This window comes from Cupriavidus sp. 86D6, assembly GCF_057815095.1.
Genome location: NZ_JBYPSB010000002.1, coordinates 586,437 through 608,499 on the forward strand (window position 1 = coordinate 586,437; position 22,063 = coordinate 608,499).

Annotated in this window: 23 protein-coding genes; 14 read left to right on the top strand and 9 right to left on the bottom strand. The window is 64.9% G+C overall.

All coding sequences use genetic code 11. The annotated features are described in order from the left end of the window. Positions 1 to 2 precede the first annotated feature (2 nt). The 4 genes from AC3G88_RS07760 to AC3G88_RS07775 all read left to right on the top strand — a co-directional run bounded on the left by AC3G88_RS07760 (position 3) and on the right by AC3G88_RS07775 (position 2,399). Positions 3 to 422 carry a group II truncated hemoglobin gene (locus tag AC3G88_RS07760; protein ID WP_153947570.1) on the top strand — a complete coding sequence of 140 codons (420 nt, stop codon included), beginning with the start codon at positions 3 to 5 and terminating at the stop codon, positions 420 to 422. Then, positions 409 to 1,011 (top strand): DUF924 family protein, encoded by a 603-nt coding sequence (locus AC3G88_RS07765; protein ID WP_488771212.1) that lies wholly within the window; start codon positions 409 to 411, stop codon positions 1,009 to 1,011. The genes AC3G88_RS07760 and AC3G88_RS07765 overlap by 14 nt, the downstream gene beginning before the upstream one ends. A 96-nt stretch (positions 1,012 to 1,107) precedes the next feature. Then, positions 1,108 to 1,818, top strand: coding sequence for a TetR/AcrR family transcriptional regulator (locus AC3G88_RS07770; RefSeq protein ID WP_029050993.1), 711 nt, complete (start codon positions 1,108 to 1,110; stop codon positions 1,816 to 1,818). Beyond that, complete coding sequence (locus AC3G88_RS07775) at positions 1,815 to 2,399, top strand: LOG family protein (RefSeq protein ID WP_488771213.1); 585 nt, start codon at positions 1,815 to 1,817, stop codon at positions 2,397 to 2,399. Before AC3G88_RS07770 ends, AC3G88_RS07775 begins: the two co-directional genes overlap by 4 nt. Positions 2,400 to 2,505: 106 nt before the next feature. Here the strand turns inward: AC3G88_RS07775 and AC3G88_RS07780 are convergent, their stop codons facing one another. The 8 genes from AC3G88_RS07780 to AC3G88_RS07815 all read right to left on the bottom strand — a co-directional run bounded on the left by AC3G88_RS07780 (position 2,506) and on the right by AC3G88_RS07815 (position 8,791). Further along, the gene (locus AC3G88_RS07780; protein WP_488771214.1) at positions 2,506 to 3,003 is read right to left on the bottom strand and encodes a diacylglycerol kinase; all 498 of its coding nucleotides are present in this window, start codon (positions 3,001 to 3,003) and stop codon (positions 2,506 to 2,508) included. Then, on the bottom strand, positions 2,930 to 4,048 hold the full coding sequence (locus AC3G88_RS07785) for a glycosyltransferase family 4 protein (RefSeq protein ID WP_488771215.1): 1,119 nt from the start codon (positions 4,046 to 4,048) through the stop codon (positions 2,930 to 2,932). The genes AC3G88_RS07780 and AC3G88_RS07785 overlap by 74 nt, the downstream gene beginning before the upstream one ends. Before the next feature lie 128 nt (positions 4,049 to 4,176). Next, positions 4,177 to 5,172: a UDP-2,3-diacylglucosamine diphosphatase gene (locus AC3G88_RS07790; protein ID WP_488771216.1), complete on the bottom strand. Its 996-nt coding sequence runs from the start codon at positions 5,170 to 5,172 to the stop codon at positions 4,177 to 4,179. A gap of 109 nt (positions 5,173 to 5,281) precedes the next feature. Next, positions 5,282 to 6,280 (bottom strand): esterase/lipase family protein, encoded by a 999-nt coding sequence (locus AC3G88_RS07795; RefSeq protein WP_488771217.1) that lies wholly within the window; start codon positions 6,278 to 6,280, stop codon positions 5,282 to 5,284. After that, positions 6,277 to 6,816, bottom strand: coding sequence for an RDD family protein (locus tag AC3G88_RS07800; RefSeq protein ID WP_488771367.1), 540 nt, complete (start codon positions 6,814 to 6,816; stop codon positions 6,277 to 6,279). Before AC3G88_RS07800 ends, AC3G88_RS07795 begins: the two co-directional genes overlap by 4 nt. Before the next feature lie 169 nt (positions 6,817 to 6,985). Continuing rightward, positions 6,986 to 7,783, bottom strand: a complete 798-nt coding sequence (locus AC3G88_RS07805) for a DUF3106 domain-containing protein (protein WP_488771218.1) — start codon at positions 7,781 to 7,783, stop codon at positions 6,986 to 6,988. Between the two features lies 1 nt (position 7,784). Next, on the bottom strand, positions 7,785 to 8,228 hold the full coding sequence (locus AC3G88_RS07810) for a DUF3619 family protein (RefSeq protein ID WP_153947576.1): 444 nt from the start codon (positions 8,226 to 8,228) through the stop codon (positions 7,785 to 7,787). Beyond that, positions 8,225 to 8,791, bottom strand: a complete 567-nt coding sequence (locus AC3G88_RS07815) for an RNA polymerase sigma factor (RefSeq protein WP_153947577.1) — start codon at positions 8,789 to 8,791, stop codon at positions 8,225 to 8,227. The genes AC3G88_RS07810 and AC3G88_RS07815 overlap by 4 nt, the downstream gene beginning before the upstream one ends. A gap of 386 nt (positions 8,792 to 9,177) precedes the next feature. Here AC3G88_RS07815 and AC3G88_RS07820 point away from each other — a divergent pair, with 386 nt between their 5' ends. The 7 genes from AC3G88_RS07820 (at position 9,178) to AC3G88_RS07850 (ending at position 16,848) form a co-directional block, all read left to right on the top strand. Continuing rightward, a complete protein-coding gene (locus tag AC3G88_RS07820) occupies positions 9,178 to 10,941 on the top strand; it encodes an acetolactate synthase 3 catalytic subunit (protein WP_029050864.1) in 1,764 nt (587 codons plus the stop codon). Further along, complete coding sequence (gene ilvN, locus AC3G88_RS07825) at positions 10,941 to 11,432, top strand: acetolactate synthase small subunit (RefSeq protein ID WP_008643328.1); 492 nt, start codon at positions 10,941 to 10,943, stop codon at positions 11,430 to 11,432. The genes AC3G88_RS07820 and ilvN overlap by 1 nt, the downstream gene beginning before the upstream one ends. Before the next feature lie 129 nt (positions 11,433 to 11,561). Next, positions 11,562 to 12,578, top strand: a complete 1,017-nt coding sequence (ilvC, locus tag AC3G88_RS07830) for a ketol-acid reductoisomerase (protein WP_029050863.1) — start codon at positions 11,562 to 11,564, stop codon at positions 12,576 to 12,578. Between the two features lie 277 nt (positions 12,579 to 12,855). Further along, on the top strand, positions 12,856 to 13,509 hold the full coding sequence (locus AC3G88_RS07835; protein WP_066738990.1) for a phosphatidylserine decarboxylase: 654 nt from the start codon (positions 12,856 to 12,858) through the stop codon (positions 13,507 to 13,509). A 31-nt stretch (positions 13,510 to 13,540) separates the two neighbouring features. Beyond that, positions 13,541 to 14,443: a CDP-diacylglycerol--serine O-phosphatidyltransferase gene (gene pssA / locus AC3G88_RS07840; RefSeq protein WP_488771219.1), complete on the top strand. Its 903-nt coding sequence runs from the start codon at positions 13,541 to 13,543 to the stop codon at positions 14,441 to 14,443. A gap of 71 nt (positions 14,444 to 14,514) precedes the next feature. Beyond that, positions 14,515 to 15,018: a peptidoglycan-binding protein LysM gene (gene lysM, locus AC3G88_RS07845; protein ID WP_400393471.1), complete on the top strand. Its 504-nt coding sequence runs from the start codon at positions 14,515 to 14,517 to the stop codon at positions 15,016 to 15,018. 288 nt (positions 15,019 to 15,306) lie between these two features. Beyond that, positions 15,307 to 16,848: a 2-isopropylmalate synthase gene (locus AC3G88_RS07850; protein WP_488771220.1), complete on the top strand. Its 1,542-nt coding sequence runs from the start codon at positions 15,307 to 15,309 to the stop codon at positions 16,846 to 16,848. A 118-nt stretch (positions 16,849 to 16,966) separates the two neighbouring features. Here AC3G88_RS07850 and AC3G88_RS07855 read toward each other — a convergent pair whose 3' ends face one another. Further along, positions 16,967 to 17,506 carry a hypothetical protein gene (locus tag AC3G88_RS07855; RefSeq protein ID WP_488771221.1) on the bottom strand — a complete coding sequence of 180 codons (540 nt, stop codon included), beginning with the start codon at positions 17,504 to 17,506 and terminating at the stop codon, positions 16,967 to 16,969. Between the two features lie 126 nt (positions 17,507 to 17,632). Between AC3G88_RS07855 and AC3G88_RS07860 the strand changes: the two genes are divergently transcribed. From AC3G88_RS07860 to pnp, 3 genes are all read left to right on the top strand, one after another. After that, entirely contained in the window at positions 17,633 to 18,901 is a 1,269-nt protein-coding gene (locus AC3G88_RS07860; RefSeq protein WP_488771222.1) for a branched-chain amino acid ABC transporter substrate-binding protein, read from the top strand. Positions 18,902 to 19,067: 166 nt separating this feature from the next. After that, positions 19,068 to 19,331 carry a 30S ribosomal protein S15 gene (gene rpsO, locus AC3G88_RS07865; RefSeq protein ID WP_153947581.1) on the top strand — a complete coding sequence of 88 codons (264 nt, stop codon included), beginning with the start codon at positions 19,068 to 19,070 and terminating at the stop codon, positions 19,329 to 19,331. 444 nt (positions 19,332 to 19,775) lie between these two features. Then, positions 19,776 to 21,944, top strand: coding sequence for a polyribonucleotide nucleotidyltransferase (pnp, locus tag AC3G88_RS07870; RefSeq protein WP_488771223.1), 2,169 nt, complete (start codon positions 19,776 to 19,778; stop codon positions 21,942 to 21,944). Positions 21,945 to 22,063: the final 119 nt, after the last annotated feature.

Here is a 22,063-nt window from a genome sequence, read left to right on the forward strand (position 1 = left end):
CCATGATTACCGAACCTGCAGAACCCGAAGACAACCGCGACGACATCACCGCCTACGAACTGATTGGCGGGGAAGGGCGCGTGCGCGAGCTGGTCGACCGCTTCTACGACCTGATGGACCTGGAAGCCGAATTCGCCGGGCTGCGTGCGCTGCACCCGCCCACACTGGACGGCTCGCGCGACAAGCTGTTCTGGTTCCTGTGCGGCTGGCTGGGCGGCCCGAACTACTTTATCGAGCGATTCGGGCATCCGCGCCTGCGGGCGCGTCACCTGCCGTTCGAAATCGGCACCAGCGAGCGCGACCAGTGGATGCGCTGCATGGCGCTGGCCATGCAGGACGTGGGGCTGCCCGAGTCGCTGCAGATGCGCCTGATGCAGGCGCTGTTCCAGACCGCCGACTGGATGCGCAATGTCCAGCGCTAAGCTGTTGCCGGCGGCGGCGCAGGCCGTGCTCGCGTTCTGGTTCGGCACGCCGGGATCGCCCGAATGGGATGGGTCACGGCGCGAGTGGTTCGCCAAGTCGGACGACTTCGATGCCAGCATCCGCGAACAGTTCCTGCCGCTCTGGCAGGCCGCGCACGACGGCGCCGACGATGACTGGTCCGTGACGCCCGAGGGCGCCTGCGCGCGCATCGTGCTGCTGGACCAGTTCCCCCGCAACATGTTCCGCGGCGATGCGCGCAGCTTTGCCACCGATGCGCAGGCGCTGGCCGTGGCGCGGCGCATGCTGGCCGAAGGTTGGGACCGGCAACTGCCGACGGCCTGGCATCGCGTGTTCTGCTATCTGCCGTTCGAGCATGCCGAGTCGCTGGCCGACCAGGATATCTCCGTGCGCGAAACCACGGCGCTGCGCCAGGACACGGCCGGCCGGGTCGATGTCGTGGAATGGGCCATCAAGCATCACGAGATCATCGCGCGCTTTGGCCGCTTCCCGCACCGGAATGCGGTGCTGGGCCGCGCGAGCAGCGCCGAAGAGCTGGCCTTCCTGAAACAGCCCGGATCGCGCTTCTAGGCACTTCCTGTGCCGAAAACGCCGCTTGGGGCCGGGGTGCCCGGCCCGGTGTGCTTATAATCGCAATCCTGCCGTTACACAGTCTTTCCGATACCCATGGAAGCCAAACCGCAAGCCGGTCCGCGCCGTACCCGAGACCGCATCCTCGACGTGTCGCTGCGCCTGTTCAATGAACTTGGCGAGCCCAACGTCACCACCACGACGATTGCGGAAGCCATGGAAATCAGCCCTGGCAACCTGTACTACCACTTCCGCAACAAGGACGACATCATCAACTCGATCTTCGTGCGCTTCGAGCAGGAGATGGAGCGCCGCCTGAAGATGCCGGAAGACCACAAGGCCACGCTGGGGGAGAGCTGGGGCTACCTGCAGTACATGTCCGAGTTCCTGTGGAACTACCGTTTCCTGTATCGCGACATCAACGACCTGCTGGCGCGCAACCGGATGCTGGAGACCAACTTCAAGCGCATCGTCGACCAGAAGAAGCGGTTCGCGCTGGAAATCTGCCGCCAGTTCCAGGAAGACGGCGACATGGAAGCCACGCCCGAGCAGGTCGATGCGGTGTGTACCAATATTGTTGTCATTGCCACCTACTGGCTGTCGTTCCAGTTCGTGCAGCATCCGCGCCAGTACAACGATCCCGAGCAGATCCGCGGCTATCTGCATGGGTCGAGCTATCACATCTTCTCGATCCTGGCGCCCTACCTGCGCGGCAAGGCGCGCGAGGCGTTCGACCAGCTGGCGCGCGAGTACGCCGCGGAAAAGGCGGCGGCCGAGGCGGCCAAGGCCGAAAAGGACAAAAAGTGAAATCGGTTTGCGTGTACTGCGGTTCGAGTCCCGGCTTCCGGCCGGAATACGCCGAAGCGGCCAAGGCATTGGGCCAGACCATGGCCGAGCAGGGCCTGGCGCTGGTCTATGGCGGCGGCAAGGTGGGGTTGATGGGGATCGTGGCCGATAGCGTGCTGGCGCACGGCGGCACGGCCATCGGCGTGATTCCCGACGCGCTGATGCAGAAGGAAGTGGGTCATCGCGGTCTGACCGAACTGCACGTGGTGCGCAACATGCACGAACGCAAGCAGATGATGGCTGACCGGTCCGACGCCTTCATCGCCATGCCCGGCGGCGTGGGCACGTTCGAGGAACTGTTCGAGACGTTCACGTGGGCGCAGCTTGGCTATCACGACAAACCGGTGGGCCTGCTCAACGTGGCCGGCTTCTACGACGGCATGCTGGCGTTCCTGCATCACGCCGTGGGCGAGGGGTTCCTGAAGCAGGTACACGCCGACATGCTGCACGTATCGACGTCGCCGCAGGACCTGCTCGGCCAGCTGGCCGCCGCGCCGCGCGTGCGCGTGGACAAGTGGCAGCAAGGCCGCGAGAAGACGTAAGCCGGAAAGCCTGCCGCGATGGAAAACGCCGCCAGCGATGGCGGCGTTCTGCTTTCTGGCGAAACGACTAGCCGAACGGGCGAGTCGAAGCGGCAAGTTCAGGGGCCTAGTTCATCAGCATCCCGATCCACCGGAGGACGTGCGGGCCGCCGATCGCCATCCATGTGCCGCCGCAGAGAATCAGCGCCAGCATCACCGCCGCACTGCCGAAATCCTTGGCGCGCTTGGACAGGCTGTGGCGTTCCAGCGAAATCCGGTCGATGGCCGCTTCCACACTCGAATTGAGCAGTTCCACGATCAGCACCAGCAACAGCGTGCCCAGCAGCATCACGCGCTCGACCACGGACACGGGCAGGATGAACGCACAGGGCGTCAGGATAACGACCAGCGTCAGTTCCTGGCGAAACGCGCTTTCTTCCAGCACGGCATAGCGCAGGCCCGACAGCGAGTTGATCGCCGCGTGCCAGGCGCGCGTCAGGCCACGGTTGCCCTTGTGCGGATTGTTGGCGATCGAGTAATCGGTTTCCACCTCAGCCGCCACCCGGGTGGCGGTCGACCGGTGCAGCGACGGATCGGGCGGTAGCGTGGGTTGGGGCTTGGCCATGATCGGGTGCGACGGAAGATTCCGGATGATCGGATCCGCCAGCCGCGCTGGGCAGCGGACGCAGATGCGCAAGGAACTGCTCGGATGCCGCGCGCCACGAGAATTTCTCCGCGTGGGCACGGGCGGTGGCGCGGTCGATGCGCAGCGCCTCCAGGCAGGCCTCCCGCAAGTCTTCGTGCATCACGCCGGCCGGGCTGTCGCCAAGCACGTCGATCGGACCCGTCACCGGGTATGCTGCCACCGGCAGCCCACTGGCCAGTGCTTCCAGCAGGACCAGCCCGAAGGTATCGGTCTTGCTGGGAAACACGAAGACGTCTGCCGAAGCATACACCTTCGCCAGTTCCGGCTGCTTGAGCACCCCGAGGTAGTTGGCCGTCGGATAGCGCGCCTTCAGCGTGGCCAGTGCCGGGCCATCGCCAACAACCCACCTGGAGCCGGGCAGGTCGAGCTGCAGGAACGCTTCGACGTTCTTCTCGACGGCCACGCGGCCCACGTACAGGAAGATCGGATGGGCGGTGTTTAAAACGTTCGCTCGCTGCGCGGTGAAGACGTCGAGGTCCACGCCGCGCGTCCACAGCACGCCGTGCGTGATGCCGTAGTCGTGCAGGTCCTTCAGCACCACCGGGGTAGGGGCCATGACGGCGCGCGCCGGGCCGTGGAACCAGCGCAGGAAGCGATAGGTCCAGGCCAGCGGCACGCCGAAGCGCGCCTGCACGTATTCCGGAAATCGCGTGTGGTAGGCGGTGGTGAAGGGCAGCTTGTGTTTCAGGGCATAGGCGCGCGCGGCCAGCCCCAGCGGGCCTTCGGTCGCGATATGCAGGGCGTCCGGCCGGAACGTATCGATGCGGCGGCGCACCTTGGCGGCCGGCAGGATCGACAGGCGGATCTCCGGATAGGTCGGGCACGGCACCGTGCGGAATTCCAGCGGGGTGAGCAGATCCACCGTGTGACCCATGGCTTCGAGTTCGCGGCGGGTCGACTTCAGCGTGCGAACCACGCCGTTGACCTGCGGTTCCCATGCGTCGGTGACAATCATGACTCTCATTGAGGCTCCTTGGGACGGCAGCGCCGTGGTGTTGTGGGGGAGGGGCGGGTCCGCGCCGGGCGGGCCGGGGCGGGCCCAGCCGATGGGCGTTGGCTCGCGGGCCCGGCCAGGCGGTGGCCCGGGCCTTCTCAGGCCGCGATCTCGGCGGTGCGGCGGCGCCGGCGGGTGGCAGGCACTGGCGGATCGATCAGCGTGGTCCAGTAGACGATCTTCAACTCGCCTTCCATGGTTTCCACCAGCGCCGACAGGCTTTCCACCCAGTCGCCGTCGTTGCAGTAGAGCTGGCCGTCCACCTCGCGGATCTCGGCCTTGTGGATGTGGCCGCAGACCACGCCGTCGCAGCCACGGCGGCGCGCCTCGTCCACCATCGCGTGTTCGAAGGAATTGATGTAGCTCACCGCGTTCTTGACCTGGTGCTTCAGGTACTGGGACAGCGACCAGTAGTCGAATCCGAGTCGGGCGCGTACGCGGTTGAAGTGGCGGTTCAGCGCCAGGATCATCGTGTAGAGCGAATCGCCAAGGTAGGCCAGCCATCTGGCATGCTGCACCACCCCGTCGAACAGGTCGCCATGCACGACCCACAGGCGCTTGCCGGTGGCGGTGACGTGCACGGCGTCCTCACGCACGCTGACGTCGCCGAAGGCCAGGCCGTCGAACTGGCGGGCACCTTCGTCGTGGTTGCCGGGGATGTAGATCACCTCGGTGCCCTTGCGCGCCTTGCGCAGCAGCTTCTGCACCACGTCGTTATGGCTCTGCGGCCAGTACCAGCCACGGCGCAGTTGCCAGCCGTCGATGATGTCGCCAACCAGGTAAAGCACGTCGGAATCGTTGTGCTTGAGGAAGTCGAGCAGGTAGGTGGCCTGGCAGCCCGGCGTGCCCAGGTGGATATCGGACAGCCAGATGGCGCGGTAGCGTTGCGCAGAAGGTTCGGCGGAGGCCGGCGGGCGTTGGCCGGCGTCGGCGGGGTCGCGCGGGGGGATGGCCCGGGCAGGGGACAGATCGGCCTGCGGTGGCATGAACGCCGCGTAGGCGGCAGACATCGAGAGCGTCGTGTCAGGCTTGCCGCGCAGGCGCTGCGCAACCCGCGACAAACTCACGCGTGCAGATCGGATGGCTTGAACCATGGTGGCCCCGGTATCGGCGATGGCTGCATTGAGCCAGTGCCGCATGACGGAGCCGTGACGGAAACATGAATGTCACATGAAGGTTGCCGGCCGCGGCGCGGCGCGATGGCTAGTGGGGCGTGACGATGGCGGGGGAGGCGGGCTGTCGCTGGAGCATGGCCAGCGCCGTGAGCGTGGCCTGCACGGCACGCGGGTCGCGCAGCAGCGACACATGGCCGATGCCGTCGAGCGCCAGATGCTGTGCGCCGTCAAGCCACGACGTGCCCGGCGGGCCGGCGATGGAGTCATGCCAGCTGAAGACCGATACGATGCGCGCGCGCATCGGCGGAGTCTCCGCGGCGGCCAGCGCGGCGAGCCACGGGCTCTGCCATCGCATCTGCGCTGCATTGCGTCCACTGCCGAAGCGCGCGAGCGCGCACCCCTGGTGCGGGCTGCCCAGCGTAACGATGCCCGCGCAGAGCGTGTCGCCAGCCTGCGCGGCCAGCGCCTGCGCGGCGCGCGCGGCCAGTCCGCCCATGCTGTGGCACACCAGTAGCGGGGCCCGGCCCGTACGCGCCTGCATCTCGCGCATGCGCGCCAGCAGTTGCGGGGCGTAGTCGTCGATGTCGCCAAGCACCGGTGTCAGGTCGATGGCTTCGCAACGGTAGCCGGCGGCGGCCAACGCCGGCGCCATGTCGAGCCAGACCGCGTGGTTGCAGCCGTAGCCGTGTACCAGCAGTACGGGAGGGGCATCGGGCAGCGGACGTGTGGGCTGGGCAAGGCTCAGCCGTGACCGGAATGGCTGCAGCCAGTTGAACATCCGGAAGACGGCGCGGCATTCGGCCAGAAAGCAGCGCAGTGCTGCGCCGGCGTCAAGACGTTGCCGGGATGGCGCTTGATCGGGAAGCGGCGGCCGGTTCCGGCGCGGGATGCCCAGACCGCCAAGTGTCGCGCCGAACGCCCAGGCGACGCTGGCGCCGAAGGTCAGGAGCACGATGGCCAGGCCTGCGGCCAGTGCCGGCATCCATGCCCAACCGTGGCCCAGCGCCAGCCAGGCCGCCAATCCGCCCGCCGCCGCCGTCTGTACCAGCACGGCGACGCGACGCAGGGCGGCGGCCGTCAGGCTCATGGCTGCTGCGGGCGCAGGTCGGTCAGGCGGGTGCCGGCCAGTCGGTCATGCAGGAACTGGCGGCGCGGATCGAGCCATGCCAGCGACATCCAGATCAGCAGCCCGACGGTCAACACGCCGATAAACGGCCACAGCGTGAGGCCCATCGCGTGCCCCACGGCGGCCGCAGGCGGCAGCCACAGCCAGGCCAGCACGTAGCGCAGCAGCGCCTTGGACCAGCCCGGCGGCTGGCCGGCGGTCGTCTCCAGGCGGATACGCCAGGTCTGCATCGCCAGCGTCTGGCCGTTACGCTGCCAGAACCACGAGAAATAGACGCCAAGCACGATGAACATCCATACCTGATCCACGTACACGTGGGGAAGCCCAAGCTGCTGGATCAGCGGACGGGCCAGGACCGAGACGGCGCTGGCGAGCATCAGCACGCCAAACAGCAGTACGCCTTCGTAGAGCATGCAAAGCAGGCGACGGCCCAGCGTGGGGGCGCGCGGCGGCGTGGCGGGATTCTGGGCGGAGGCGGCTGGCGTGGCGGCAGGCATGGCGCGTGGCGGATCGGGGGAAGCGGCCATTATGCCAAACGGCGCACAGGGGGCCATTGCCGGAATTCCCGGGATGCGGGGTCGCGGTGGATCGCTGACGTTCCGGTGGGGCAATCCGGCAAGGCTGCCGAAGATCGGGTGGGCAGAGGTGGCTCTGCCGGAGGGGGTGTTACGGACGCGTTTCGGTCTGGTTGAAGTCAGTGGCCGCTTCGCCCGTCACCGGCGGCGACAGCGTCGGTGCCTGGGCGGGCGAGGCCGGCATTGCCGCAGCCGGCGCGGCCGGCGCAGGTGCCGGGGCCACCGGGGCGGTGGCTGCCGCACTACCCGCCAAGGCGGGCGCCCCGGGCGCGGATGCCGGCGAGGCTTCCGGTGCGCTGGCCGGGCGGCCCTGATGGTGGAGCTGCCGGCTCGTATCGGCCGGCGGGCGCTTGCCCGAAGGCAGCGCGCTGACAGCACCCGGACGGCGCGGTACCTTTTCGGCGGCCGCCAGCTTCTTCTTCTGCTCTTCCGGCAGCTGCTGGTAGCGATCCCACGCTTCCGCTTTCTTTTCCGGCGGCAACTGGCGCGTGATCTGGTAGTTCTCGCGGGCCAGACGGCGTTGCTGCGGCGTCATCTTGACCCACTCGGCCATCCGCTCCTGCAGGCGCTGCTGTTCCTCGGGCTTGAGCGTGGGGTACAGGTCGGCAATGCGCTGCCACTTGCGGCGGTTCAGTTCCGGGATGGTGTCCCAGAGCGGCTGCAGCGGCGCCAGAATCTGACGATGCGGCGCAGACAGTTCCTGCCAGGTGGGATGGGCGTTGATGACGGGCCGCGCTGCCGGCTGGCTGGCCGACTGCGCTTGCTGGCCCTGGGCGTGCGCCTCTTCCGTCGCGACATCGATCGAAAGTGCAGCCAGGGTTGCGCCGGCGGCGCAAAGCGCGGCAAGCCGGCGACGGAGTGCGTCGGTACGGGAAGGTGCGCAGGCCATCTTATTGGTCGCGGTCCCGCTTCAGGAACACGTGAAAGCCCTGGTCGGCATAGGCCGTCGGGGGCAGGTCGTCGAGCAGCATCGCGGCATCGACATCGGCCAGTTCCTCGACGCGCTTCTGCTGCTGCCAGTGGTAGATGCCCATCAGGCCGGCACCCAGCGCGACCAGCGTCCACACCAGGGCGAGCTTGCGCAGCCACGCACCGGCGCGGTGCAGCGGGGTGTCATCCTCGTCGTCGAAGGCGTAGCCGTGCGGTGCATTGGGCAGCACGAGCTGCGGCACGTGAGCACGCACTTCAGCCTTCTTGGCGGCCAGCGCCATGCGCCGCGCGGCGGCCAGCCGTTCGGAAATGTCCCGCGGCAGCGCCTCCGCGGAGGCATCGAGTGCCACCCGGATCTCATGGGCGAAGCGCCGTTCCTGGATATCTCGTTCGTTTCTGCTCATAGTCGGACTCCCCGCGCACGCAACGCTTGCGCCAGCGTATGCGTGGCGCGGGAACAGTGCGTCTTGACGCTGCCTTCCGAACAGCCCATCACGGCTGCGGTTTCGGCTACGTCCATATCCTCCCAGTAACGCATCAGGAAAGCCTCGCGTTGACGCGTGGGCAATCGCTGGATTTCCTGCTCGATGATATGCATGACCTGGGCCCGCTCGACCTTGTCGGCGCTGCTTTCGGCCATCTCCGTGCCGCTTTCGGCTTCCAGGGTGTCCAGCAGGTCGCTGTCGTCGCCTTCGCGGTCGTCGCGCAGGTTGGAGAACAGGGTGACCCAGGTGTTCCGCACCTTCTGGCGCCGGAACCAGTCGTGAATGGTGTTCTGCAGGATGCGCTGGAACAGGGGCGGCAGTTCGTTCGGCCCCTTGTCGCCGTACTTTTCCGCCAGCTTGATCATGGCGTCCTGCACGATGTCCAGCGCAGCTTCGTCGTCACGCACGGCGAACACGGCCTGTTTGAAGGCGCGGCGTTCGACGCTGGCGAGAAAGTCTGAGAGTTCCTTGTCGGTGGCCATGCAGGCGAAAACAGCAGTTGGGCGGTCAGGCCAGGCCGAATGTGCCGGACTCGTCCTGTGGCACCCCGGAAATGTCTGCGATCCTAACAAAAAACACCTGCCCTCTGCCACTCCTGTATTCAAGTGCAGACATGCTCGCTTGACTGCGCAACGCACGATCGTCGCGCGGATGACCTGGACCGGGGCGACCGTGCAAAAAGTTCCGCTGATACATTTACCGCGCTGGTGCATTGCAGTATCATCGACGGTTCACGACATCAGTGGTTGTCTCATCAGACCGCTTATAAGGCGGTCTCTTCATGCAGACGCGCACCGCTTGAACCCGAGCCACAAGCCCGGCAGAGAGCATCCAAACAATTTTTTGCCGAAAATTGCAAAGGACAGAAATGAACATGCCCAGCGCGGAATTCTCCCACGCAGACAGCAATTCATCCTCCGGTCGGGAAATGATCGGAGCGGAAATCCTCGTCAACGCACTTGCCGAAGAAGGCGTCGAATACGTCTGGGGCTATCCCGGCGGCGCAGTGCTCTATATCTACGACGAGCTTCACAAGCAAACGAAATTCGAACATATCCTGGTGCGCCACGAACAGGCCGCCGTGCATGCCGCTGACGGCTATGCCCGCGCGACCGGCAAGGTGGGCGTGGCACTGGTGACTTCGGGCCCGGGCGTGACCAACGCCGTGACCGGCATCGCCACCGCTTACCTGGATTCGATCCCGATGGTGGTGATCACCGGCAACGTGCCGACCCACGCCATTGGCCAGGATGCGTTCCAGGAATGCGACACCGTCGGCATCACGCGCCCGATCGTCAAGCACAACTTCCTCGTGAAGGACGTGCGCGACCTGGCCGCGACGATCAAGAAGGCGTTCTTCATTGCCGCCACCGGCCGTCCCGGCCCCGTGGTGGTCGACATCCCGAAGGACGTGTCGCGCAACGCCTGCAAATTCGAGTACCCGAAGGCCGTCGACATGCGGTCGTACAACCCGGTGAACAAGGGGCACTCGGGCCAGATCCGCAAGGCCGTGGCGCTGCTGCAGGCCGCGGAGCGTCCGTATATCTATTCGGGTGGCGGCGTGGTGCTGGCCAACGCCAGCGACGAGCTGCGCGAGCTGGCCGCGCTGACCGGCCATCCGGTGACCAACACGCTGATGGGCCTGGGTGCATTCCCCGGCACGCACAAGCAGTTCGTCGGCATGCTCGGCATGCACGGCACGTATGAAGCCAACATGGCCATGCAGAACTGCGACGTGCTGATCGCCATCGGCGCCCGGTTCGACGACCGCGTGATCGGCAATCCGTCGCACTTCACGGCGCAGGCGCGCAAGATCATCCATATCGACATCGACCCGTCGTCGATCTCGAAGCGCGTCAAGGTGGACATCCCCATCGTCGGCAACGTCAAGGACGTGCTGCAGGAACTGATCGCCCAGATCAAGGCCAGCGACGTCAAGCCCAAGCGCGAGGCGCTGGCGAAGTGGTGGGACCAGATCGAACAATGGCGTTCGGTGGACTGCCTCAAGTACGACCGCAGTTCCGAGATCATCAAGCCGCAGTACGTGGTGGAAAAGATCTGGGAACTGACCAAGGGCGACGCGTTCATCTGCTCCGACGTGGGCCAGCACCAGATGTGGGCCGCGCAGTTCTACAAGTTCGACGAACCGCGCCGCTGGATCAACTCGGGCGGCCTGGGCACGATGGGCGTGGGCCTGCCGTACGCGATGGGCATCAAGAAGGCGTTCCCGGACAAGGAAGTCGTCACCATCACGGGTGAAGGCTCGATCCAGATGTGCATCCAGGAACTGTCGACCTGCCTGCAGTACGACACCCCGGTCAAGATCTGTTCGCTGAACAACGGCTACCTGGGCATGGTGCGCCAGTGGCAGGAAATCGAATACGACAACCGGTATTCGCATTCCTACATGCAGGCACTACCCGACTTCGTGAAGCTGGCCGAATCGTATGGCCACGTGGGCATGCGCATTGAGAAGTCTTCCGATGTCGAGCCGGCCCTGCGCGAGGCATTCCGCCTGAAGGACCGTACCGTGTTCCTGGACTTCCAGACCGACCCCACTGAAAACGTGTGGCCGATGGTCCAGGCCGGCAAGGGGATCTCCGAAATGCTGCTCGGCGCGGAGGACCTGTAATGCGTCACATCATCTCGGTCCTGCTGGAAAACGAACCCGGCGCGCTGTCGCGCGTGGTGGGCCTGTTCTCGGCCCGTGGATACAACATCGAGACGCTGACGGTGGCTCCCACCGAAGATGCGTCGCTGTCGCGGATGACCATCGTCACCACCGGCTCGGACGACGTGATCGAACAGATCACCAAGCACCTGAACCGCCTGGTGGAGGTGGTCAAGGTGGTGGACCTGACCGAAGGCGCGCATATCGAGCGTGAGTTGATGCTGGTCAAGGTCCGTGCCGTGGGCAAGGAGCGCGAGGAAATGAAGCGCACCGCCGACATCTTCCGTGGCCGCATTATCGATGTGACCGAAAAGACGTACACCATCGAGCTGACCGGCAACGGCGGCAAGCTGGATGCGTTCCTCGATGCCATCGACCGCACCGCGATCCTGGAAACCGTCCGTACGGGCGGCTCCGGCATCGGCCGTGGCGAGCGCATCCTGAAGGTCTGACCGGCGCCCCCGGCAACAGAGCACGGCCACAAGCCGACACGCAGTATCCCGAAGCGGCGCGACGACCCCAACAGTCAGGTGTTGCGCCGCCACCCCAATACGAAGATTTGAGAAATTGAAGGAAATATCATGAAAGTGTTTTACGACAAGGACGCCGACCTCTCCCTCATCAAGGGCAAGAATGTCACCATCATCGGCTACGGCTCGCAAGGCCACGCCCACGCGCTGAACCTGAAGGAATCGGGCGTGAACGTGACGGTCGGTCTGCGCAAGAGCGGCGCGTCGTGGAACAAGGCCGTCAACGCCGGCCTGACGGTCAAGGAAGTGGCCGAAGCCGTGAAGGGCGCCGACGTGGTCATGATCCTGCTGCCGGACGAGCAGATCGCCGACGTGTACAAGAACGAAGTGCACGCCAACATCAAGGAAGGCGCCGCCCTGGCCTTCGCCCACGGCTTCAACGTGCACTACGGTGCCGTGATTCCGCGTGCCGACCTGGACGTGATCATGATCGCCCCGAAGGCGCCGGGCCACACGGTGCGTTCGACGTACTCGCAAGGTGGCGGCGTGCCGCACCTGATCGCCGTGCACCAGAACAAGTCCGGCGCCGCCCGTGACATCGCGCTGTCGTACGCCACCGCCAACGGCGGCGGCCGTGCCGGCATCATCGAGACGAACTTCCGCGAAGAAACCGAAACCGACCTGTTCGGCGAGCAGGCCGTGCTGTGCGGCGGTACCGTCGAGCTGATCAAGGCTGGCTTCGAGACGCTGGTGGAAGCCGGCTACGCGCCGGAAATGGCCTACTTCGAGTGCCTGCACGAGCTGAAGCTGATCGTCGACCTGATCTATGAAGGCGGTATCGCCAACATGAACTACTCGATCTCGAACAACGCCGAGTATGGCGAGTACGTCACTGGCCCGCGCGTCGTGACGGAAGAGACGAAGAAGGCCATGAAGCAGTGCCTGACCGACATCCAGACCGGCGAATACGCCAAGAGCTTCCTGCTGGAAAACAAGGCGGGCGCCCCGACGCTGATCTCGCGCCGCCGCCTGACGGCTGAGCACCAGATCGAGGAAGTGGGTGCGAAGCTGCGCGCGATGATGCCGTGGATCGCCAAGAACAAGCTGGTCGACCAGTCGAAGAACTAAGCAGTACGGGCAGAAGCGGGCACCGGGCCGATGCGGCCAGGTGCCTCGCCAGTGCCGCAGCCGCCCAGTCGGCCGCCGGTCTTTTGTGATTGCACAAGACATTTCGGCGGTGACTGGGCGGCTTTTTGTTATCCTTGTCGGACTTTTTCAGGCGCTGGCCTGAATTTTTTCTTATCTCTCGCGCCGACATATCCTGAAGGCATGCCACGCGGTACGCTGCGGGCTGGCTATTCGACATGATGTGCACCGTCTGCGCGAACAACAGAACAACGCTTGCATGAACTATCCTCATCCGCTTATCGCCCGTGAAGGCTGGCCGTTCCTGGCCGGCGCTTTCATCATCTCGCTGCTGGTGCATGTCAGCGCGGGCTTCTGGTGGGCGTTGCCGTTGTGGATCATCACGATCTTCGTGCTGCAGTTCTTCCGCGACCCGCCGCGGCCGATTCCGTCGGCCCCCAATGCCATTCTGGCGCCGGCCGACGGCCGCATCGTCGTGGTAGAAAAGACCCAGGACCCGTATGCCGGCCGCGAGGCGCTGAAGATCAGCGTGTTCATGAACGTGTTCAACGTGCATTCGAACCGCGCTTCGCTGGATGGCAAGGTCGAGAAGCTCGAGTATTTCCCGGGCAAGTTCGTCAATGCCGATCTGGACAAGGCATCGCTGGAAAACGAGCGCAACGCGGTGGTGATCCGTCGCGCGGCGGACGGCCAGCTGGTCACGCTGGTGCAGGTGGCCGGCCTGGTGGCTCGCCGCATCCTGTGCTACACGCGGGTCGGCGACACGCTGTCGCGCGGCCAGCGTTACGGCTTCATCCGTTTTGGTTCGCGTGTCGACGTGTATCTGCCCGTCGATGCCCGCCCGCGCGTGACGATCGGCGAGAAGGTGTCGGCCTCGTCCACCGTGCTCGCCGAGCTGGACGTCCAGGCCTGAGGCCGGATCGGTCAGCGACAGGAGACCTGGCATGGGTGCCTTCAACCGACGCAACAAGCGCGTGAGCAATGGCAACGTGACGCATCTGCGTCCGTTCCGCCATAACCAGCTGCGCAACGACGCCGCCTACGAGGCCGACGAGCACGACATCGAGTACGTGCGTCCGCGCCGGCGCGGCATCTACCTGCTGCCCAACGCGTTCACCACGGCGGCGCTGTTCGCGGGGTTCTTCGCGATCGTGCAGGCCATGAACATGCGCTTCGACGTGGCGGCCATCGCCATCTTCGCGGCCATGGTGCTCGATGGCATGGACGGCCGCGTCGCGCGCATCACCAATACGCAGAGCGCGTTTGGCGAACAGTACGATTCGCTGTCGGACATGACATCGTTCGGCGTGGCGCCGGCGCTGGTGATGTACGAGTGGATCTTGCACGACCTGGGCAAGTGGGGCTGGATTGCAGCCTTTGTCTATTGCACCTGTGCCGCGCTGCGGCTGGCGCGTTTCAACGCCAATATCGGCGTGGTCGACAAACGCTTCTTCCAGGGTTTGCCGAGCCCGGCCGCGGCCGCGCTGGTGGCCGGCTTTGTCTGGCTGGCCATCGACAACAAGCTGCCCGTGAAGGAGCTGTGGATGCCGTGGGTTGCCTTTGCGATCACGCTCTATGCGGGCCTGTCGATGGTGTCGAACGCGCCGTTCTACAGCGGCAAGGCGCTCGACGTGCGCTACCGCGTGCCGTTCGGCATGATGGTGCTGGTGCTGGTGCTGTTCGTCATCGTGTCGTCCGACCCGCCGGTTGCACTGTTTGGCCTGTTCGTGGCCTATGCGATCTCGGGCTACGTGCTATGGGCCTGGCGTGCGGTGCATGGTCAGCCCGGCGGGGTGGCCAAGGCGCGTGCCGGCGGCAACGGCAACGGCGCGGGCAGCGGCAATTGACCGGATCTTGAAGAAAAGGGCGCTCATCGGGCGCCCTTTGTTTTTCCGTTCCACAACCTCAGGAGAGTGTCATGGGCATGTTCGACTTCATCAAGGAAGCGGGAGAGAAACTGTTCGGCAAGGGCGAGGCGAAGGCGGCACAGGAGGCTGCCGCGGCCGATCCGTCCGCAAGCGACAAGGCCGAGGCGGCCAACCGCGCGGCCGGCGACGCGATCGAGGCCTATATCGCCCAGATGGGACTGTCCGCCACGGGCCTGACCGTGACCGTGGACGGATCGCAGGGCAAGGTCACCGTATTCGGTGTGGCGCCCGACCAGGCCACGCGCGAGAAGATCATCCTGTGCTGCGGCAATGTGGAGGGGGTCGATTCGGTCGAGGACAAGATGTCGGTCAACGTGGAGAGCGACGAGTCGCAGTGGCACACCGTGGTGAAGGGCGACACGCTCTGGGCGATTTCCCAGGCCGCGTACGGCAATGGCGCCGAATACAACAAGATCTTCGAGGCCAACAAGCCGATGCTGACGCACCCGGACAAGATCTACCCGGGGCAAAAACTGCGCATTCCTCCGAAATAACCCGGTTGCGCCGCCGCAGCAAACGAGCTATAGTCGCCGACATGATTTCGCACCAGACCCAGATCGCCCGCACCACCCTAGGTGGCCTACTAGGCCATCAGGTCGGGACGCGCGCGCGCTAAGGGACTCGGTTACCTCCCCCTGGCGCGGAAATCACCAGGATTTTTGAAAACGCCCCGGCCTGCATTCATGCACGCCGGGGCGTTTTGCATTCCGATCCGAATGCCCGGTGTCGCGATTGCGGGACGGCGGACCAGTACATAAGGCACAGCCCAGGAGCTCCACAAAATGTCTGACAAACTCATCATTTTCGACACCACCTTGCGCGACGGCGAGCAGTCGCCCGGTGCGTCCATGACCCGCGAGGAGAAGATCCGCATTGCGCGTCAGCTGGAGCGTCTGAAGGTCGATGTGATCGAGGCCGGTTTCGCGGCCAGCTCCAATGGCGATTTCGAAGCGATCCGCTCCATTGCCCAGGTTGTTAAGGATTCTACGATCTGCTCGCTGGCCCGCGCCAACGACAAGGACATCGCGCGTGCCGCCGAGGCCCTGAAGCCGGCCAACTCGTTCCGTATCCACACGTTCATCGCCACGTCCGCGCTGCATATGGAGAAGAAGCTCCGCATGACGCCGGACCAGGTCTACGAGCAGGCCCGCCTGGCCGTGCGCTTTGCGCGTCAGTTCACGGACGATATCGAGTTCTCGCCCGAAGACGGCAGCCGTTCGGACATGGACTTCCTGTGCCGCGTGCTCGAAGGCGTGATTGCCGAGGGCGCAACCACGATCAACCTGCCGGATACCGTGGGCTACGCCGTGCCGGAAGGCTATGCGGAGCTGATCCGTTCGGTGCGCGAGCGGATTCCGAATTCGGACAAGGCGGTCTGGTCGGTGCATTGTCATAACGACCTGGGCATGGCCGTGGCCAACTCGCTGGCGGCGGTGAAGCTGGGCGGCGCGCGCCAGATCGAGTGCACGATCAACGGTCTGGGCGAGCGCGCCGGCAACACGAGCCTGGAAGAAGTGGTGATGGCCGTGAAGACGCGCCGCGACTACTTCAATATGGACGTTGGCATCGATACCACGCAGATCGTGCCGGCCTCCAAGCTCGTGTCGCAAGTCACCGGATTCGTGGTGCAGCCGAACAAGGCCGTGGTGGGCGCCAATGCGTTTGCCCACGCCTCGGGCATCCACCAGGATGGCGTGCTCAAGGCGCGCGACACCTACGAGATCATGCGCGCGGAAGATGTGGGCTGGACCGCCAACAAGATCGTCCTGGGCAAGCTCTCGGGCCGCAACGCATTCAAGCAGCGCCTGCAGGAACTGGGCATCGAGCTCGAAAGCGAAGCCGAAATCAACGCCGCGTTCACCCGCTTCAAGGAACTGGCCGACCAGAAGGCCGAGATCTTCGACGAAGACATCCTGGCGATCGTTTCCGACGAAGAGCAGGAAAACGCCAACGAGCACTATCGCTTCGTGTCGCTGTCGCAACGCTCGGAAACCGGCGAGCGTCCGCACGCCCGCGTGGTGTTCAACATCGATGGCGCCGAGCAGGCTGGTGAGGCCGAAGGCAATGGTCCGGTGGATGCGACGCTGCACGCCATCGAAGGGCGCGTGAACAGCGGTGCCGAACTGGTGCTGTATTCGGTGAACGCCATCACGGCCGGTACGCAGGCCCAGGGCGAAGTGACCGTGCGCCTGTCCAAGGCCGGCCGCATCGTCAACGGCGTGGGTACCGATCCGGACATCGTCGCCGCATCGGCCAAGGCCTACCTGGCTGCACTGAACAAGCTGCACGACAAGGCCGTGCAGAAGATCAATCCGCAGATCTGACCTTTATCTGACCTGATTCCTGCGATGCGATGGCGGGGCTCACAAGGCCCCGGCTGTCATGAACCGCCCGCCCCGATGCGTATCCCGCAGGGCCGGGCGGTTTGTCGTTTGTGCGCGTTCAGCGGGGGTCCGGGCGGTCGCGCAGCGGATCGGGGGTGATCAGCGTGCGGCGCAGCACGCCCGCGTCGTCGAACATGAAGTTGAACATCGAGTACCACTGGTCTTCATGCAGGAAGCGGTAGCTCCACGCTTCCTGTTTCAGGCGCGGGTAGTACTCGATCGGCTCGCGCGGGGCACCGAAGTGTTCCAGCACATCCTTCTTCGTCCACGCGTCGACCTTGGCCTTGTAGAGCTCGGTCGTGGTCAGCATCTGCCGGAAATTGGTCAGCTTGCCGTCGCGATCGAAATCGGCGGCATAGGAATATTCGCCAAGCGGTTGTTTCGAGTAGAACCAGCGGGTGGTGCCTTCGTCGAGCCGGTACACATCGGTGGGTTTGCCGAAGGTTGCCGCCACGGCGCTTTGCGGTTGACCTACGAGCTTCAGGCCGGTGTTGACGGGGGTCAGGGCGGGCCCGAGGCTGCTGCAGCCGGCCAGGGCCCCGGCAGCCAGTGTCGCGGCGGCGATCCAGTGCCGGGCGACTGTCGGAAATGTCGTCATGTTCAGTGATTTGCAGCAAAAAGTGCACGAGTCGTAGTGTAGCGGGCCCCGGCGCAATGTGTGTACCATCGCGGCTTTTGCGCAGAGAAGGGAAGTCGAATGGGCGGAATCCGAACAAGCGGGCGCATGGCCCGGCTGCGGGCGTGGCTGGCCGCGACGCTGTGCTGCGTGGCGACGGCCGCTGCGGCACAGCAGCCGGTTGGCGCGCCGATCCGGCTCGGGATGATCGACGGGTTGTCCGGCCCCTTCGCCAATGCAGGCGAGGCCGTGGTGCGCAACCTGCGGATCGCGATCGATCGCATCAATGCCCGGGGTGGAGTGAAACTGCCCGATGGCGCCCATCCGATGGAACTGGTGACGTTCGACAGCAAGGGCAATGTCGACGAGAGCCTGATCCAGTTCCGCAGCCTGGTCGACAAACGCATTCCGTTCGTCCTGCAGGGCAACAGTTCGGCCGTGGCCAGCGCGCTGGTGGCCGCGATCAATCGCCAGAACCAGCGCCAGCCCGACGCGCGCGTGCTGTTCCTGAACTATTCGGCGGTGGACCCCACGCTGACCAACGAGAATTGCAGTTTCTGGCATTTTCGCTTCGACGCCAGTGCCGATATGCGCATGCAGGCGCTGACCGAGGCCATCCGCAGCGAACACGCGGTGCGCAAGGTCTACCTGATCGACCAGGATTACAGCTTCGGGCATCAGGTGGCCCGGTCCGCGCGCGAAATGCTAGCGGCCAAGCGGCCCGATATCCAGGTGGTGGGCGACGAATTCCATCCCATCGGCAAGATCAAGGACTTTGCCCCGTATATCGCCAAGATCAAGGCCAGCGGCGCCGACGCCGTGATTACCGGCAACTGGGGCAACGACCTGACGCTGATGGTCAAGGCCGCGCGCGAGGGCGGCCTTAACGCGCGCTTCTACACGTTCTATGGCAACGGCCTGGGCGCGCCCGCTGCCATGGGCGATGCCGGCGTGGGCCGGGTGCTGGCCGTGGCGGAATGGCATCCGAACGTGGGCGGCGCGGCGTCCGACGCGTTCTACCAGGCGTTCCGCACCCGCTATCCCGATCCGCGCGACGACTACGTGCATCTGCGCATGCAGATGATGGTCGAAATGCTGGCTCGCGCGATCGAGCAGGCTGGCAGCACCGACGCCGTGGCGGTGGCCTACGCGCTCGAAAACATGCGTTTCACGAACGGTTTCCACGAGGCCACGGTGCGGGCGGACGACCACCAGGTGCTGCAGCCGCTCTATGTCTCGATGATGGCCAGGCAGGGCGGCGAGGTGCGTTTCGACAACGAGGGTTCGGGCTACGGCTTCCGGACCATCAAGAAGCTCAAGACGGCCCAGACCACGCTGCCCACCACGTGCCGGATGGAGCGCCCGGCGCGAAATTGAGCCAATGCCGGGGATGGGCTTCGCCGCCGGACGGAATTCGGCTATAATCCGCGGCTGTCGTCCGCAAGTCATCTGGCTGCGGACGGCGGATGCCGAGTCAAAAAGCAAGGCACGACGCAGGCGGCGCATCCCGTGCTGCAGCGTTCGCAAGTGAAAGGAAAACATCATGGCAATTGCCAACAAGTCCGAAGTCATCCAGAAGTTCGCCCGCGGCGCCAACGACACGGGTAGCCCCGAAGTCCAGGTCGCACTGCTGACCACCCGCATCAACGAACTGACCCCGCACTTCAAGGCCAACATGAAGGATCACCACAGCCGCCGCGGTCTGCTGCGCATGGTGAGCCGTCGTCGTCGCCTGCTGGACTACCTCAAGTCCAACGACGCTGACCGTTACCGCGCCCTGATCGAAGCCCTGGGCCTGCGCAAGTAAGGTCTGCGGATGGCAGCACGGGTCCTGCAAGCGTTGTTCAAGCACGATTTCACGTGAGGCCACGATGCCTGCGCCAGCACTGCTGGGGCAGGCATTTTGCTTTTCTGCACCGGCGAATTTTAGCCGGGCAGTGATGGATGTGATGTTTGTTTCACACTAAACGCGGGCGAATTTGCCCGTACGCCGTTGCGCCACGCCGTGCGACGGAGTAAGTTACCTCGCTCTTTCTGACACCGGAACTGGCCAAGGAAACGGGGTTTTGTGTCATTCCATCGCGTATCGCATCGTCCTCATGTGGGCCGGACGGTGGCGCGATGGAATGGCATAGCACTTCCCTGAGACTGCGGACCGGGCAAATTTCCGGCAGTCCGCCTGCCGCTGCGAGCGCAGGCGTCGGCCCGCTGTATCTGTTTACGGCAGGCAAGCATGAATCAAGGAACGCTCATGACCATGTTCAACAAGATCGTCAAGGAATTCCAGTGGGGCCAGCACACGGTCCGCATGGAAACCGGCGAAATCGCCCGTCAGGCATCGGGTGCCGTGATCGTCGACGTGGAAGACACCGTGGTGCTGGCCACCGTGGTGGCAGCCAAGAGCCCGAAGGCGGGCCAGGACTTCTTCCCGCTGACCGTCGACTACATCGAAAAGACCTACGCCGCCGGCAAGATCCCGGGTGGCTTCTTCAAGCGTGAAGGCCGTCCGTCGGAAAACGAGACGCTGACCTCGCGCCTGATCGATCGTCCGCTGCGCCCGCTGTTCCCGGAAGGCTTCTACAACGACGTGCAGGTGGTCATCCACGTCCTGTCGATCAACCCGGAAGTGCCGGCCGACATCCCGGCCCTGATCGCCTCGTCGGCCGCGCTGGCCGTGTCGGGCATCCCGTTCAGCGGCCCGGTGGGCGCCGCCCGCGTTGGCTACAAGGACGGCCAGTACCTGCTGAACCCGAACCGTTCGCAGATCGCCGCGTCGGAACTGGACCTCGTCGTCGCCGGTACCGAGCGTGCCGTGCTGATGGTGGAATCGGAAGCCAACCAGCTGTCGGAAGACGTGATGCTGGGCGCCGTGGTGTATGGCCACGAGCAGATGCAGACCGCCATCAACGCGATCCACGAACTGGTCCGTGAAGGCGGCAAGCCGGAATGGGACTGGGCGCCTGCCGCCAAGAACGAGGCACTGATCGCCAAGGTCAGCGAGATCGGCCTGCCGCTGCTGCAGCAAGCCTACCAACTGCGCCAGAAGTCGGCACGCAGCACCAAGCTCAAGGAAATCTACGCAACCGTGCAGGCCCAGCTGGCCGAAGCCGGCGTGGAAGCCGACAAGGTGGAAGTGGGTAACGTCCTGTTCGACCTGGAAGCCAAGATCGTGCGTGGCCAGATCCTGGCCGGCGAGCCGCGTATCGACGGCCGCGACACGCGCACCGTGCGCCCGATCGAGATCCGTTCGTCGGTGCTGCCGCGCGCCCACGGTTCGTCGCTGTTCACGCGTGGCGAAACCCAGGCGCTGGCAGTGGCCACGCTGGGCACCAAGAGCGACGAGCAGATCATCGACGCGCTGGCCGGCGAGTACCGCGACCGCTTCATGCTCCACTACAACATGCCCCCGTTCGCCACCGGCGAAACGGGCCGCGTGGGCAGCCCGAAGCGCCGTGAAATCGGCCACGGCCGTCTGGCCAAGCGCGCACTGATCCCGGTGCTGCCGAAGGAAGACGAATTCGCCTACACGATCCGCCTGGTTTCGGAAATCACCGAATCCAACGGCTCGTCGTCGATGGCATCGGTGTGCGGCGGCTGCCTGGCACTGATGGACGCTGGCGTGCCGGTGAAGGCGCACGTGGCCGGCGTGGCCATGGGCCTGATCCTGGAAGGCAACAAGTTTGCCGTGCTGACCGACATCCTGGGCGACGAAGATCACCTGGGCGACATGGACTTCAAGGTGGCGGGTACCGATACGGGTATCACGGCACTGCAGATGGACATCAAGGTGCAGGGCATCACCAAGGAAATCATGCAGGTGGCACTGGCGCAAGCCCGTGAAGGCCGTATGCACATCCTGGGCAAGATGCAGGAAGCGATGGGCCACGCCCGCACCGAGCTGTCGGAGCACGCGCCGCGCATGATCACGATGAAGATCCATCCGGACAAGATTCGTGAAGTGATCGGCAAGGGCGGTTCGACCATCCAGGCGCTGACCAAGGAAACGGGCACGACCATCGACATCCAGGAAGACGGCACGATCACGATCGCCTCGACCTCGACGGATGGCATGGCCGAAGCCAAGCGCCGCATCGAAGGCATCACCGCCGAAGCCGAAGTGGGCAAGATCTACGCCGGTACCGTGCTGAAGCTGCTGGACTTCGGTGCCATCGTGAACATCCTGCCGGGCAAGGACGGTCTGCTGCATATCTCCGAGATCGTCAACGAGCGCGTGAAGGACATCAAGGACTGGCTGAAGGAAGGCCAGCAGGTGCGCGTGAAGCTGATCCAGGCCGACGAGAAGGGTCGTCTGCGTCTGTCGCTGAAGGCTGCGCTGGCTGAAGAGGGCGGCAGCATCAGCCCGATCGCCCCGCAAGGCGATGCGCCGGCGGCATCGACCTCGCCGGAACAGCAGCAGTAAGCTGAACGGCAGGCGGTACCGATAGCAGTACCTGCAAAAGCGGCTGGCGATGTCCAGCCGCTTTTTTGTTTACACTGCCGGTCAGTCTTTTACCTGCCTTGGGCGCGCGCATGCTTGCC